The sequence below is a fragment of the Pseudoalteromonas piratica genome, assembly GCF_000788395.1.
GTDB classification, from domain to species: Bacteria; Pseudomonadota; Gammaproteobacteria; order Enterobacterales; family Alteromonadaceae; genus Pseudoalteromonas; species Pseudoalteromonas piratica.
This window is the reverse complement of record NZ_CP009889.1, coordinates 172,844-186,975: the sequence shown is the minus strand read 5'-3', so window position 1 is coordinate 186,975 and position 14,132 is coordinate 172,844. Positions and strand designations below refer to the sequence as shown.

11 protein-coding genes are annotated in these 14,132 nt (G+C 44.1%); 6 read left to right on the top strand and 5 right to left on the bottom strand.

All coding sequences use genetic code 11. The features are described 5' to 3' along the window. The first annotated feature begins 275 nt into the window (after window positions 1-275). The 3 genes from OM33_RS15570 to OM33_RS15560 are packed head-to-tail and all read left to right on the top strand — an operon-like array spanning window position 276 to window position 5,239. The gene (locus OM33_RS15570) at window positions 276-1,229 is read left to right on the top strand and encodes an ABC transporter ATP-binding protein (protein ID WP_040134881.1); all 954 of its coding nucleotides are present in this window, start codon (window positions 276-278) and stop codon (window positions 1,227-1,229) included. After that, window positions 1,219-4,152 carry a Gldg family protein gene (locus OM33_RS15565; RefSeq protein ID WP_040134879.1) on the top strand — a complete coding sequence of 978 codons (2,934 nt, stop codon included), beginning with the start codon at window positions 1,219-1,221 and terminating at the stop codon, window positions 4,150-4,152. Before OM33_RS15570 ends, OM33_RS15565 begins: the two co-directional genes overlap by 11 nt. A 10-nt stretch (window positions 4,153-4,162) precedes the next feature. Next, window positions 4,163-5,239, top strand: a complete 1,077-nt coding sequence (locus tag OM33_RS15560; protein ID WP_040134877.1) for a DUF4340 domain-containing protein — start codon at window positions 4,163-4,165, stop codon at window positions 5,237-5,239. Between the two features lie 74 nt (window positions 5,240-5,313). Here the strand turns inward: OM33_RS15560 and OM33_RS15555 are convergent, their stop codons facing one another. Genes OM33_RS15555 through OM33_RS15535 form a run of 5 tightly spaced genes read right to left on the bottom strand, consistent with a single transcriptional unit; the run spans window position 5,314 to window position 9,934 of the window. Continuing rightward, window positions 5,314-5,973 carry a CoA transferase subunit B gene (locus OM33_RS15555; RefSeq protein WP_040134876.1) on the bottom strand — a complete coding sequence of 220 codons (660 nt, stop codon included), beginning with the start codon at window positions 5,971-5,973 and terminating at the stop codon, window positions 5,314-5,316. After that, window positions 5,973-6,677, bottom strand: coding sequence for a CoA transferase subunit A (locus tag OM33_RS15550; RefSeq protein ID WP_040134874.1), 705 nt, complete (start codon window positions 6,675-6,677; stop codon window positions 5,973-5,975). Before OM33_RS15550 ends, OM33_RS15555 begins: the two co-directional genes overlap by 1 nt. A gap of 9 nt (window positions 6,678-6,686) precedes the next feature. Continuing rightward, a complete protein-coding gene (locus OM33_RS15545) occupies window positions 6,687-7,448 on the bottom strand; it encodes a 3-hydroxybutyrate dehydrogenase (RefSeq protein WP_040134872.1) in 762 nt (253 codons plus the stop codon). Next, complete coding sequence (locus OM33_RS15540) at window positions 7,448-8,623, bottom strand: E22 family MetX-like putative esterase (RefSeq protein ID WP_040134870.1); 1,176 nt, start codon at window positions 8,621-8,623, stop codon at window positions 7,448-7,450. Before OM33_RS15540 ends, OM33_RS15545 begins: the two co-directional genes overlap by 1 nt. A 9-nt stretch (window positions 8,624-8,632) precedes the next feature. After that, window positions 8,633-9,934 carry a GntP family permease gene (locus tag OM33_RS15535; RefSeq protein WP_040134868.1) on the bottom strand — a complete coding sequence of 434 codons (1,302 nt, stop codon included), beginning with the start codon at window positions 9,932-9,934 and terminating at the stop codon, window positions 8,633-8,635. 258 nt (window positions 9,935-10,192) lie between these two features. Here OM33_RS15535 and OM33_RS15530 point away from each other — a divergent pair, with 258 nt between their 5' ends. The 3 genes from OM33_RS15530 (at window position 10,193) to OM33_RS15520 (ending at window position 14,104) form a co-directional block, all read left to right on the top strand. After that, on the top strand, window positions 10,193-12,505 hold the full coding sequence (locus tag OM33_RS15530) for a TonB-dependent receptor (protein WP_052141090.1): 2,313 nt from the start codon (window positions 10,193-10,195) through the stop codon (window positions 12,503-12,505). Between the two features lie 110 nt (window positions 12,506-12,615). After that, window positions 12,616-13,287 carry a response regulator transcription factor gene (locus OM33_RS15525; protein WP_040134866.1) on the top strand — a complete coding sequence of 224 codons (672 nt, stop codon included), beginning with the start codon at window positions 12,616-12,618 and terminating at the stop codon, window positions 13,285-13,287. Window positions 13,288-13,396: 109 nt separating this feature from the next. Continuing rightward, window positions 13,397-14,104, top strand: a complete 708-nt coding sequence (locus OM33_RS15520) for a helix-turn-helix domain-containing protein (RefSeq protein ID WP_040134865.1) — start codon at window positions 13,397-13,399, stop codon at window positions 14,102-14,104. Window positions 14,105-14,132: the final 28 nt, after the last annotated feature.

Here is a 14,132-nt window from a genome sequence, read left to right as displayed (position 1 = left end):
AGCAGTTTTCAACACAGGCAAACTCGTCAACTTCCGCTATTTATGGTTAGCTCTATTGCCTAACTTGATATTGCAACAAAAAATAACCACTCCCTCTTGAACTTTTTTAATTTGCCCATATCAGAAAATACGATTCGTTCTTTACTTTGTTTGGGGAATTTACCCTGCAACTATGGAGATAATAACAATGTATTTTTCGATAACATCTCAAGCACTCTTTTCAAATAAAAATCTATTTATAAACAACCAGTAATAAGCTTAATTCGGAGACTTCCATGTTAGAGGTGAGTAATTTAACTCGCAGCTATGGCAGTTTTAAAGCTGTAGATTCTGTGAGTTTTAAAATCCAAAAAGGTGAAATTATCGGGCTGCTTGGGCACAACGGCGCGGGTAAAACCACCATAATGAAAATGATCAGTGGCTATCTTGAAGCCGACACTGGCGACGTCAGCTTAGATGGCGTAACGCTTTCTAAAGACCCAAAAAAACTTCAAAGCCAACTTGGTTATTTACCCGAAAGTTTGCCCGTCTACCCAGAAATGAGCGTGGCCGAGTACCTAGATTACGCCGCAGATTTAAAAGGGTTAAAGGGCAACACTAAAGTAGCTGAGATTAAACGTGCCATCAAAGCTACGGATTTATCTGCAAAATTATTGGCACCCATCGAAACCTTATCGCGAGGTTATAAGCAGCGTGTGGGTGTGGCACAAGCTATTTTGGGGCAACCAAAACTATTGATTTTGGATGAGCCAACCAATGGCCTCGACCCAGAGCAAACACAGCATATGCGTGAGCTGATTAAAGACATAGCCAAAAAAGCCACGGTGATTCTATCAACCCATATTATGCAAGAGGTGAATGCTTTATGTGATCGTGTGTTGATCTTGAAATCGGGGCAACTGGTGCTCGATGAACAACTCGAAGCATTGCAGCGAAGCAAACAGCTGGTGGTCGAAAGCGACTTAGCAGAAGTGAAAAAGCTCACCGACATCAAAGGCATTTTTGCTGTTGAACACGAGCCGCAAAAATTCATCGTGAGTTTAGAAGACAAGTCGAACATGCAGCAAGTAGCGGCCACTATCAGCAACACCATTATTGAAAGTGGCGCGCAATTGTTTGCCATTTACCCGCAAAAACGTGACCTAGAAACCGTCTTTAACCAAATCAATAACGACGAATTCGTCGCAACCGCGAATAACACTAAGGGAGGAGCCGCGCATGCAGCCTAGTCAATCAGCGCAGTTTAATGCTGTTCGTATTGCGCAAAAAGAAATCGCGCTATTTTTCTCATCGCCCATAGCTTACTTGTTTATTGGCGCATTTGTGTCGTTAACCTTGTTTATCTTCTTTTGGGCTGAGGCATTTTTCTCTCGTAACATTGCCGATGTGCGCCCGATGTTTGAGTGGATGCCCATTCTGCTTATCTTTCTATCGGCAACCTTAACCATGAAGCTTTGGAGTGAAGAGCGACGCAGCGGCACCATTGAATACGTGCATACCTTATCGGTGCCCTTGTGGCATTTTGTGCTAGGCAAGTTTTTAGGCTGCTTGGCTCTGTTGGCGATTGCGTTAGTAATCACATTGCCTTTACCGATCACCGTTAGTTTTTTAGGCGAGTTAGACTGGGGCCCTGTTATTTCGGGTTATTTGGCGGTGTTGTTACTGGGCAGTGCCTATATTTCCATTGGTTTAGCGGTATCAGCGCGCAGTGACAATCAAATAGTCAGTTTGATCACCGCATGTGTAATTGGTGGTATTTTTTACTTTATTGGTACTGCTGCGATCACCGACTTTTTCTCCCATCAAGGGGCTGAATTTTTAAGACAACTCGGCACCGGTGCGCGCTTTGACGACATCACCCGTGGTGTCATTGATGTGCGAGACTTGGTGTATTATGTGTCGTTAACTTTGGTGTTCTTAGCTTTAAATACTTACTTTTTAGAGCAAGAGCGCTGGGCGAAAAACGACAATAAAGCAAATATACAATCAAGGCACCATAAAACCTGGCAACGAGTGACAGGCTTGCTAGTAGTAAATTTACTCACAGCTAACGTGTGGCTCAGTCAGTTACCACAATTGCGTTTAGACACCACCGCAGGCAAACAATACTCGATTTCTGAGGCAACTGAGTCTTATTTGGCGCAATTACAAGAGCCTATGTTGATCCGAGGATATTTCAGCAATAAAACCCACCCGTTACTAGCGCCATTGGTGCCCCAAGTGAAAGACTTATTACAAGAGTACGAAGTTGTTGCCGATGGCAGAGTGCGCGTTGAGTTTATTGACCCGCAAATGCACCCTGAGCTTGAAGAAGAAGCTAACACCCAATTTGGCATTAAACCAATGCCGTTCCAAGTGGCCGACCGTTATCAAGCGTCAATTGTCAGCTCTTATTTTAATATTCTGGTGCAATACGGCGACGAGCATCAAGTATTAGGGTTTAGGGATTTAATTGAGGTTAATGCCCGCGCTGAGTCAGATGTTGAAGTGCTGTTACGTAACCCTGAACACGACATTACCCGCGCGATTAAAACCGTACTGCAAAACTATCAAAGCGGTGGTAACTTATTCGACACTGTGAAGCAAACACTGACGTTTAACGCGTATGTGTCGGCAAATGACAAATTGCCTGAGCAATTACAAACCTTAAAGCAAGGCATTGAAAAGCATTTAAATGATGTGCAAGCCACGTCTTACAATAAGCTGGCAGTTAATTTTATCGAGCCAGAAGCCGAAGGTGGTAAAGTTGCAACTCAGATAGCCGAAGACTATGGCTTTGAGCCAATGGCAACCAGCTTTTTCTCAGATCAAACCTTCTACTTTTACCTGACTTTGGCGGGCGAAGATCAAATCGTACAAATTCCTCTGGATGACTTTAGCGACGCAAGCTTTGAACGCAACCTCGATGCGGCAATTAAGCGGTTTGCATCAGGGTTCACGAAAAACTTAGCGCTGGTAAAACCCGCTTCAGCCCCAAGCTATGGCTACGGCATGCCAAGCAGCAGCTTTAGAGAGCTAGAGCGCATGCTAGGCAGTGAGCTGAACATCATCAATGAAGATTTAAGCGATGGCAGTGTATCGGGTGAAGCCGACATCCTAATGCTTGTTGCGCCTAAATCACTGGACGAGAAACAGTTATTTGCTGTAGACCAATTCTTAATGAAAGGTGGGACAGTGATCGCAGCAACGTCGCCTTATAGCATCAATCTTGCTGGTGGCAGTTTGAATATGAGCTCAGTCGACAGTGGGCTAACAGACTGGTTGGCGCACCATGGTTTAAACATTGAAAACAGCCTAGTGATGGATGCCACCAATGCGGCATTCCCAATTCCGGTGACCCGTAATGTTGGAGGTTTCCAGTTGCAAGAAATGCGTATGTTGGATTACCCGTACTTTGCAGATATCCGTGATGGATTAAATCAAGACAGTTTAATCACCTCTGAACTACCGCAACTGACAATGGCTTGGTCATCGCCCATTATACTTGCAGAGAATAAAGACAATATAACTTTCACTAAATTGATTGAAAGCTCTGACAAAGCGTGGACGTCATCGTCTCTTGATGTGATGCCGCAGCTAAACGCGCAAGGCGAGACTAGTTACATCTCAGAAGGTGACACCGCGAAGCAGTTAATGGGTGTGATGGCACAAGGTAAATTTACCTCATACTTTGCTGATAAAAACTCTCCGCTTTTAGCTGCCAAAGAGTCCAATTCTCAAAGCGATGCATCGGCTGACGACGTTGAGAATGAGTCTGAAAACAGTGAAGCCCAGAGCGACACACAGTTTGATGTCAGCAGTGTGATTAAACATGCGCCAGACAGTGCACGCATTATCTTGTTCAGTTCAAACGACTTTGTACAAGACCAAGTGCTGCAACTGACCGCAGGCGTATCGCAAAACGATTATTTAAATAGTTTGCAGCTGATGATGAACGCCGTGGATTGGTCGCTAGAAGACCGAGCGTTAATGAGCATTCGCGCGCGCGGCAATTTCAATCGCACCCTACCACCGATGGAGCACGACCAGCAGCTTATATGGGAATACGGTAACTATGCGCTGGCATTCACATTGTTAATGGGCTTAGCCCTATTTGATCGTCAACGAAGAAAGCGCAAGCAGCGTGAGTATTTAACTTGGATTTCGCAATAGGAGTGCAACCATGAATAAAGCAGTAACTATTTTATCTGTGGTTTTAGGCGCACAAGTGATTTTAGCTGGCGCACTATTTTATAACGGCCAAAATAGCTTTGAAACACAAGCGCCAGTGTCATTGTTAAGCCTAGAACAGCAAACCATCAACGAAATTACCTTACAAGAAGGTGATAATGATAAGCCGCTTACATTGGTGAAGAACGGTGAAGATTGGCATTTGGCTGATTACCCAAATTTACCTTTACTTGATTATAAAGTGTCAGCTCTAACCGACACTTTAATCAACAGCAAGGTGAATTGGCCTGTGTCACGCACTGAAGCTAGTCACGAACGTTTTAAAGTGGCCGATGACAATTTCGAAAAACGCATTACCTACAAGCTTGGTGATGATAAAGTTGACATATTGTTAGGTGAGTCACCCAGCTTTAAAAAGCTCTACGTGCGTAATGGCGACAATAACGATGTGTTCACCATAGAGTTCAGCGGCTATCAGCTTAGTGTCGATAAAAATGATTGGTTGAGTAAGTCATTGCTGTCGGTAAAAGATATCAGCGAAATCAGCCAAGCAGGATTAGCGTTTGAAAAAACCCAAGTACAGCAAGATGTTGACCTAGACAAACGCACTGAGTCTATCACAGATAAAAGCGCTGCCTTACCAGATATCATAAATGCAAACGCCAGCTCAAAGACCCATATTGAAACCATATGGCAAGTTAAGGCGCCTGCAAAATTGCCTGAAGGTCAAACACTCGATACCGAGCGTATTGATGAGCTGCTTGCGCAATTTTCGAGTTTAACGGTCACAGCAATCGCCGAGCAAGAAATTGCTTTTGCAGAGATTGAAAAGCTCAGCGTGAAAGATGCCGACGGAAAGCAGTTCGACTTTGAGTTTGCTCAACATGAAGACAGCTATTATGTAAAACGCAGCGACTTTGCACCTTGGTTTAGCCTTGGCAAAGCGCAGTTTGACAACCTGGCTAAAATCAATGCCAATGACTTTTTCATTACCCCAGATGATGACGAAAATTCGCAGCAATTGAGTCAGGAAACGGGCCAACAAACCGATACTGAAACATCAGAATAGTTTGATTGCATGTTTCGATAAAAAGGGGAACTATTACGTTCCCCTTTTATTTTGCGCTACAACTGGAAATTAATTTAACTAAACACCATTTCAGGCACACATTCTGGCACCACTAACTTGCCTTGGGTTTTGCTGATGATTTCATCCACACTTATGCCCGGTGCGCGCTCTAGTAAATGGAATGCACCGTCTTTTACTTCTAGCACAGCTAAATCGGTAACAATTTTATTAATGCAGTTAACCCCTGTTAGCGGTAGGCTGCAATGGCTAAGTAATTTGGACTCGCCGTGTTTGTTCGCGTGGGTCATTACACAAATAATGTTTTTGGCACCTGCCACTAAATCCATTGCGCCGCCCATGCCCTTGACCAATTTTTTTGGGATCATCCAGCTGGCAATATTGCCCTGCTGATCCACTTCGAATGCACCTAACACGGTTAAATCAACATGACCGCCGCGGATCATGGCAAAACTTTCTGCCGAGCTAAAAATAGCAGCGCCTGTAGCTGCGGTTACGGTTTCTTTACCGGCGTTTATCATATCGGCGTCTACTTGATCTTTTGTTGGATAAGGACCCATGCCAAGTAAGCCATTTTCTGATTGCAGCATCACTTCGATGCCCTCAGGCACAAAGTTTGCCACAAGTGTTGGAATACCAATGCCAAGGTTTACGTAAAAACCGTCTTCAAGTTCACGTGCCACACGCTGTGCAATTTGTTCTCTGGTTAACGCCATTAGTTTTGCTCCTGTGTCACAACACGCTCAATGCGTTTTTCAAATTCACCTTTAATAACGCGGTTTACATAAATACCTGGGGTATGAATTTCGCTTGGCGCTAGCTCACCAGGTTCCACAATTTCTTCTGCTTCTACCACGGTAATTTTGCCTGCGGTAGCTGCCATGGGGTTAAAGTTCATTGCAGTATGGCGATAAACACTGTTGCCATAGCGGTCAGCTTTCCACGCTTTAATAATGGCAAAATCACCAACAATACTTGGCTCGAGCAAATAATCGCGGCCATTAAATTGTTTAATTTCTTTACCTTCGGCAACTAAAGTACCCACACCTGTTGCCGTATAAAATGCCGGAATACCTGCACCACCTGCACGCATTTTTTCAGCCAACGTGCCTTGTGGAGTAAGTTGTACCTCCAATTCACCCGCCAATAGTTGCTGCTCAAATAAAGCGTTTTCACCCACATACGATGACACCATTTTTTTTATTTGCTTGTCTTCAAGCAAAATGCCCAAACCAAAGCCATCAACACCACAGTTGTTTGAAACGACCGTAAGCGCTTTAGTTTGTTGGCGCTTAATTTCGCTAATTAAACCTTCTGGAATACCACACAGGCCAAAACCGCCCGCAATTACCGTCATGCCATCTTCGAGCCCAGCCATTGCCTCTCTGTAACTTGAAACTACCTTATTAAATCCTGCCATTTTAAACTCCTATTGTGCGGTCCAGCCGCCATCTAGCGCCAAGGTTTGCCCGGTAATATTGCACGCCTCTTTTGCCATTAAAAAACGCACTGTGTGGGCTATTTCTGCAATATCGATAAATGATTTTTTTGGCATGGGTGCGAGCATAATTTGCTCAATCACTTGTTGCTCGCTAATGCCATGGTTTTTTGCCTGATCGGCAATTTGCTTTTCAACGAGCGGGGTTTTTACATACGCTGGGCAAATGGTATTGATGGTAATATCGTGCTCGGCGGTTTCTAACGCCATCACTTTCGAAAAGCCAACTAAACCATGCTTGGCCGCCACATAGGCTGACTTAAAACGCGACGCCACTAAGCTATGAATTGAGCCAATATTAATCACGCGGCCAAAATTGCGCTCGCGCATACTCGGTAATACCGCTTTGGTCATTAGTGCCGTGCCGGTAAGCATTACATCCACCAGCAAACGCCACTGGTTTTGCGGAAACTCTTCAAGCGCCGCAACATGTTGAATACCTGCATTATTAATTAACACATCAACCGGTGCAGGCAGCTCGCTAAGTAGCTGAATAATCGCAGCTTCATCGGTCACATTTAGTGCTACACCAAGCGCGTGATAGCCTTTGCAACTGAGTTTTTTTGCCGCCTCAAGTGCAGCCTCTTGGTTTAAATCGGTTACGGTAATTAAGGTGTCGCTATCGGCAAGTGCTTCTGCCATGCCCAAACCAATACCACTGGCACCGCCGGTGATCAAAATATGTTTATTCACTATTCGGCCTCCAAAAACTCTTGAATACGTTCTTTTTGTGCTGAGATTGCAAATACCCCTTCTAAATGACCCCAATCGCCGGTGAGCTCTACCAAATCGGTTTGTTTTCCTTGCGCTTTTAATGCGCTATTAAGGGCACGACCCATCTCTGGGCGTAGCAATAAATCTTTGCTGGCAGGAATAATTAAACTTGGCGCGCTAATTTTGCTAAGGCTTGCTAAGTAGTCATCTTGATGGCCCGCTACAAACAACTGCGATGCGCGCACTAAATAAAGCACATGGTTGGCATCTTGTGTTTTAGCGCGAAGCTTGGCGCGGCTTAACAGGGTTTGCACTACCTCAGGTTGGGTGCGAATATCGTTAAGTGCCCCTTTATCCAGCACTTTAAAATTAGGGAAGCTCAGCGCAAACATATTCGGGTGCATTGCATCTTGGGTGATATTGAGCATAGTGGCAGTTAACCCGTCGATAGGCGCAGCTTTGCCATAGTAATCACCATTATTCCAGTTTTTATCTAAACGAATTGGCAATGCCCAGTGCTCTAGCGCCGAGACACTCCATGCATCCATTTGGCCAGCGCCGATCACATGCACTAATTTGCCAACCCAACCTGGGTAGGTTACCGCCCATTCAAGCGCTTGAAACGACCCCATTGATGCGCCCATTACCGCATGCAGTCTTTTTATGCCTAAACTCTCAAGCACTAACTTTTGCACGTTAACAAAATCGCGAATGGTCACCACTGGAAAATCAAGGCCATACGGTTTGTTTGTGGCAGGGTTAATTGACGAAGGGCCTGTAGTAATGGTGTGACCATCATTTACATTGGCATTGGCAAGTGAATCCACACTAATGACAAAATATTTATTGGTATCAATGGTTTTGCCAGGGCCAATAATCGCATCCCAATAACCTGGTAGCGCATCGCTTTCGGCATATTTGCCCGCCGCGTGCGAATTACCCGAAAAGAAATGGGTAATTAAAATAGCATTGTCTTTTTTGGCATTAAGCGTGCCGTAGCTTTCAAAACCTACCTTTACTTCGGCAATATTTTTACCACCAAAGGTTTTAAAGTTTTTTGTAGTAAATGTTTGTTTTTCAACAAGTAGCGTTTCGGCATTTACATGCAAACAACATAGCAAAAACACCAAAGTAATCATTTTTATTATTTTCATAATCAGCCCTTAAAACCAAATAAACAAACACAATGCCAACACAACGCCAAGTAACGGTACCGCCGCACTTAATGCCGCCATAGACCAATATGCAGCTTGATGGGTTTCTTTACAAATTGCGCGAATGGTAGTTACCACATACCCATTATGTGGCAAGGTATCAAGCGCACCCGATGAAATTGATACCACTCGGTGTAATTGTTCAGGGTTAACCCCTGCATCTAAATAGTGCGGCGCGACTAATGGCAGCGCAATGGCTTGCCCGCCGGAGGCTGAGCCCGTTAACCCCGCAATCACACTGACCGCTACCGCAGCACCAATCAGCTCGTTGCCTGGAATTTGCGTCATTAAATCAACTGCCACGGTAAACGCTTCAGACGATTTAGCAATGGCACCAAACCCCACAACAGCGGCGGTATTACCAATCGCAATCAGTGCGCCATTAGTGCCTTCGGTGGTCGCTTTGGCAAGATTGTGAAAGTGTTTAAAGTTAATCACCACAATTGACAATACCCCACCTAATAACGCCACAATCAAAGCGGCCTGCTGTAAGCTATCGTGCAAAATAAATGACAGTGCCAACACCACTAATAGCGGAATAAGCCCAGTTATTGGGTGCGGGTAATCACGCTCGGGGATTTCTGGGTCGTCATCGCGCGCTTCGAACTGCTCGCCATTAGCCACCGCTTTACCAATCATTTTTTTCAGCCACCAGTAGCCAAAACACGCCATAAAAATTGCTACAACTAGGCTCACTTCCCACGCAGCATAAGGCGAAGTGCCTAAATACTTGATGGGGATCCAGTTTTGAATTTCAGGCGAACCTGCTGATGTCATGGTGAAGGTAACCGAACCAAATGCCAACGTAGCTGGAATAAAACGGCGCGGTAAATTGGCATCTTTAAATAGCGACAGCGCCATTGGGTACACCGAAAACGCCACAATAAACACGCTAACACCACCATAGGTTAATACGGCACAGGCAATAACAATTGCCAATACTGCGTGTTTCATACCGAGTTTATCGACAATATAGCGAGCGACACTGTCGGCAGCGCCGGTGTCTTCCATAAATTTGCCAAACAAACTGCCAAGCAAAAACATAAAAAACCATGCACTAACAAAATTAGCAAAGCCATTCATATAGCCTTGAATAAAGTTATCAGCGCCAGCGCTTGGAAATATCGCCAAATTACTGGTGAGCGCCACAATGAGTGCACATGCTGGCGCGGCAATAAATAAATTCATGCCGCGCAGCGTCAACACAATCAAAAGCGCCAGACCACCAATCAGGCCAAGCATACTTAACATAAAATCTTCCTATTTGAATCACTAACAAGGGTGACTTGGCTGCTAGTGCGTCAAATTACTGCTGCATATCAATGTGGCTAAGGGTGGCGATTTAAACAATAGCACTATAGTTATATGTGAATGATTTGTTATTTAAAAACAACAAATTAACAGTGGATAGTACTATAGTGCTAAAGCTATTTTAAAGATTACCCACTAGATTGGTAACTGACTTGGCTGTGCGATGTAACGTATAACAATAAAGATAGGAACAACATTATGACCAAGGCAAATATCAACAGCAGCAAACACGCTTGCCTGCGCTCACTGTCTGCAGTAAGTGGTGCTGTATTATTGGCATTAGCAACCCCTACATTTGCAAATCAACAGGAAAATGGCGAGAAAAAAGCAGAGCTTGAGCGCATTCAAGTAACCGCACGTAAAACTGTCGAAAACCTTCAACAAGTGCCAGTGGCCGTTACCTCAATAGGTGCTACTGAGCTTGCCGAAAAAGGCATTGCCGAACTGATTGAAGTACAGCAATTTTCTCCAAATACCACGTTGCAACGCAGCCGTGGCACAAACTCAACCATTACCGCGTTTATTCGTGGTGTTGGCCAGCAAGACCCGCTTTGGGGCTACGAGCCAGGTGTAGGTATTTATATTGATGATGTGTATTTAGCGCGCCCGCAAGGTGCCGTGCTCGATTTAATCGATGTTGAACGCGTTGAAGTATTGCGCGGTCCGCAAGGCACACTGTATGGCAAAAACACCATAGGTGGCGCCATTAAATACGTGACCAAAGAAATGACAGGAGATGCGACGTTTAATGTATCAGCAAGCGTAGGTAGTTATAACCAGCGCGATATTAAACTCACAGGGCAATACCCACTTATTCAAGATACTCTTTATGTTGGCGTTGGTTATGCCAATTTAAATCGCGACGGGTTTGGTGAATATTTACAATCTGATTTACCAAATCAAGATACCGAAAACTACAACAAAGAAGTGGAAGCAGCCCGCGTTACACTCGAATGGCATGCCAATGACGATTTATTCTTCCGCTTAAATTGGGATAAAACCGACGATACCTCAAATGCCAAAGGCGGCTACCGTTTACTACCAAGTTTATTAACAGATGCGCCAGTGCCAAATAGCGTATACGACTCGTACACCAGCTTACCAACGTGGAACAAGGTAGAGCTTGAAGGCTACAGCCTACTTGCCAACTGGGACTTAACAGATGCCACCAGCTTAAAATACGTTGCATCAAAACGTGAAAGCTATTCGCCAACTAATATCGACTTTGATAATACACCGCTTCGCATTTTTGATGTTCCAGCTGTGTATGACGACAATCAAACCAGCCATGAATTACAACTAAACCACGCAGGTGAAAACTACAAATTGGTGTCGGGTCTTTATTACTATGATGGCGAGTCATGCGGCCAGTTTGAAGCCATTTTAGAAGTGCTAGGCAATGCTATTTCATTACCGGGGTTAACCCGTGAAGTCTCTGGTTGTAACAATTCATCAAGTAAAGCAGCGTATATTCAAGGCAGCTACTACTTTAACCAGCAGTGGTCGGCAACCCTTGGTGCCCGTTATACCCAAGATGAAAAAGAAGCAAACGTAAACAATGGCTTAGTATTTGAAACTGTCTACCCATACTCAGGGTGGATCCCAGGTTATGAGCGACCAGCAGGCGAATTAGTACCAGAAGTACTGAACGATAACGAAGATTGGTCGCGCTTTACGCCACGCCTTGGTGTGGAATATCAGCATTCAGATGACATGATGTTTTTTGCAAGCTACGCACAAGGATTTAAGTCAGGTACTTATAACCCGCGTGCCACAACTGCAGAGCCCGCTGCCAATCCAGAGATTGTAGATTCATTTGAACTCGGTATGAAAAGCGAGTGGAACGATAACCTGCGAGCTAACATCACCTTGTTCTCATTGCTGCATAAAGATCGCCAGTATATTTCGATTTTACCGGGCGAAACCTCAGCCGATCTCAACCAGCGCCTTGGCAATATTGGCCGCTCAGAGTCGCAAGGCATAGAAGCCGAATTTACTTATGTTGCCACTGACAACCTTAATTTTAATGCCTCGATTGGTTATATCGATGCTGAATTTACTGAAGTGATCGACACCGACCCAGAAACAGGCGAAGAGTTTGATAAATCAGACCAATTTGATATTGCCAACACCCCAGATTTAACCTTTAACCTAGGATTTGATTACTCAATTGAATCATCATTTGGTGACTTTGTAGTAAACGGTAACTACTACCATCGCGGCGATTACGTGCTGTTTGAAGAAGCCAGCCTACTTTCGCAAGATGCCTACGGTTTAGTAAATTTAGGTGTAACTTGGTACTCGAATGATGGCCACTGGAGTGCATCACTAACGGGTAAAAACCTCACCGACGAAGAATACCTTGTTGGCGGTTATCAATTTGTCACCCCTGATCCTACTGACCCAACGGATACAAGCAAATATACGCCGGGGTTAGGTGGTGACAATACCTTAATTGGTTATTACGGCGACCCGCGTACCGTTACGCTCACCGTTAATTACCGCTTTTAATTAACACTCCCCCTTGGGTCGCCAACACCTAGTTTGGTGGCCCAGCTTTGGGGAAATGCTTGTAACCGTATATCGAATACCTTATAACAGGAAGAATTGGAGTTAATTGGATGACAACGCAAGTGAAAGCCATTATCGCAGACGATCACCCGCTATTTCGCAGTGCTTTAAGCCAAGCAGCGGCAAACTATCTCGAAGAAGACAATATTCAAGAGTGTTATGATTTAGCGAGCTTGTTTTCTTTGCTGGAAACTCACCCAGAAACCGAACTCATTTTTCTCGATTTAAATATTCCTGGCGCCAAAGGCCTGCAAGGGCTCACGCAAATTCGCAACCAATACCCTGATATCTTAGTGATTATGGTATCGGCAACGGAAGACGCCAAAATAATTAACCACGCCATGGAAGCTGGTGCCTGCGCCTACATTCCAAAATCGACCTCGCTGAGCAATATTGGCAAAGCCATTGAAGTCGTGATTGATGGCGACACCTGGCTGCCTGAAAATCTAGATCTAGAAGCGCACCCAATCGACAACGAACAAACCGAATTTGCACAAAACTTAGAAAAGCTTACACCACAGCAATACAAGGTACTGGCGATGATTGCCGACGGCCTGTTAAACAAACAAATTGCTTATGAAATGTCTGTGCAAGAAACCACAGTAAAACAACATGTATCCGCCATTTTACGTAAACTTGACCTAAACAACCGCACCCAAGCCGGTATTTTATTTAATCAACTCAGCCAAGTAGATACTATATCGGCCGAGGGCTTTGCTTGACCGCCTATCGTGATATCGGTTTAAACTCATTCAAAGGTAAAACGCCTCTTGTCGCGGCGTAAATTACCGATTAAATTGCTATGAATTATCACAATTTGATGTAGTTGGCATGCCAAATCTATTATCTATTCGCTCTTATAGTGCAAACCCTGTTTCTCACTCTCATGAGTTCAATCAAATTGTTTTACCCTTGCGAGGAGTCATCAACATACACGTTGACGATTTTAGCGGTAAGGTCGCGCCGCGAGAATGTGTCGTTATTCGAGCCAATGAGAAGCATTTATTTGCAGCAGAACGGGAGGCACGCTTTATTGTTGCTGATATGCGCAACCTACCTAACAATCTTATTTCGTCAGAGCAGATTGTTTTTGAAATAAATAAGCCTTTGTTAAATTATCTACTTTTTATCGAGAGCCAGTTAGAAAATCAAATCAACCCGCTTATTGAACAGTCAATGTACGAAACATTTTATCTATTGTTAGAAAGCCAGAACTTGCTGCCTAAGCTAGATGCGAGAATTAACAATGCACTGCTTTACATTACTGAACACATTACCGAACCACTTAATATTGCGACACTGGCTGAAGTCGCTTATTTAAGTCCAACTCAATTTAAAAAAATATTTAAAGCACAATTGGGTGTAACTGTGCTTGAGCATATTACCCAACTTAGAATGGAAAAAGCACAGGCATTACTTACGCATACAGACTACTCGCTACAGATAGTTGGTGAGAAAGTTGGCTATAAAGATTTATCGGCATTTAGCCGTAAATTCAAACAGTATTTTGGTTTATCTCCTAAAAATTTCAAAAATTAATGTCTGTCCAATTTGATAAGAATTCCGT

What these genes read in the sequence shown, in the direction of transcription:
- OM33_RS15520 (WP_040134865.1), top strand. Translation starts at nt 13,397, where the DNA reads ATGCCAAATCTATTATCTATTCGCTCTTATAGTGCAAACCCTGTTTCT.
- OM33_RS15540 (WP_040134870.1), bottom strand. Translation starts at nt 8,623, where the DNA reads ATGAAAATAATAAAAATGATTACTTTGGTGTTTTTGCTATGTTGTTTG.
- OM33_RS15535 (WP_040134868.1), bottom strand. Translation starts at nt 9,934, where the DNA reads ATGTTAAGTATGCTTGGCCTGATTGGTGGTCTGGCGCTTTTGATTGTG.
- OM33_RS15555 (WP_040134876.1), bottom strand. Translation starts at nt 5,973, where the DNA reads ATGGCGTTAACCAGAGAACAAATTGCACAGCGTGTGGCACGTGAACTT.
- OM33_RS15550 (WP_040134874.1), bottom strand. Translation starts at nt 6,677, where the DNA reads ATGGCAGGATTTAATAAGGTAGTTTCAAGTTACAGAGAGGCAATGGCT.
- OM33_RS15530 (WP_052141090.1), top strand. Translation starts at nt 10,193, where the DNA reads ATGACCAAGGCAAATATCAACAGCAGCAAACACGCTTGCCTGCGCTCA.
- OM33_RS15560 (WP_040134877.1), top strand. Translation starts at nt 4,163, where the DNA reads ATGAATAAAGCAGTAACTATTTTATCTGTGGTTTTAGGCGCACAAGTG.
- OM33_RS15565 (WP_040134879.1), top strand. Translation starts at nt 1,219, where the DNA reads ATGCAGCCTAGTCAATCAGCGCAGTTTAATGCTGTTCGTATTGCGCAA.
- OM33_RS15525 (WP_040134866.1), top strand. Translation starts at nt 12,616, where the DNA reads ATGACAACGCAAGTGAAAGCCATTATCGCAGACGATCACCCGCTATTT.
- OM33_RS15570 (WP_040134881.1), top strand. Translation starts at nt 276, where the DNA reads ATGTTAGAGGTGAGTAATTTAACTCGCAGCTATGGCAGTTTTAAAGCT.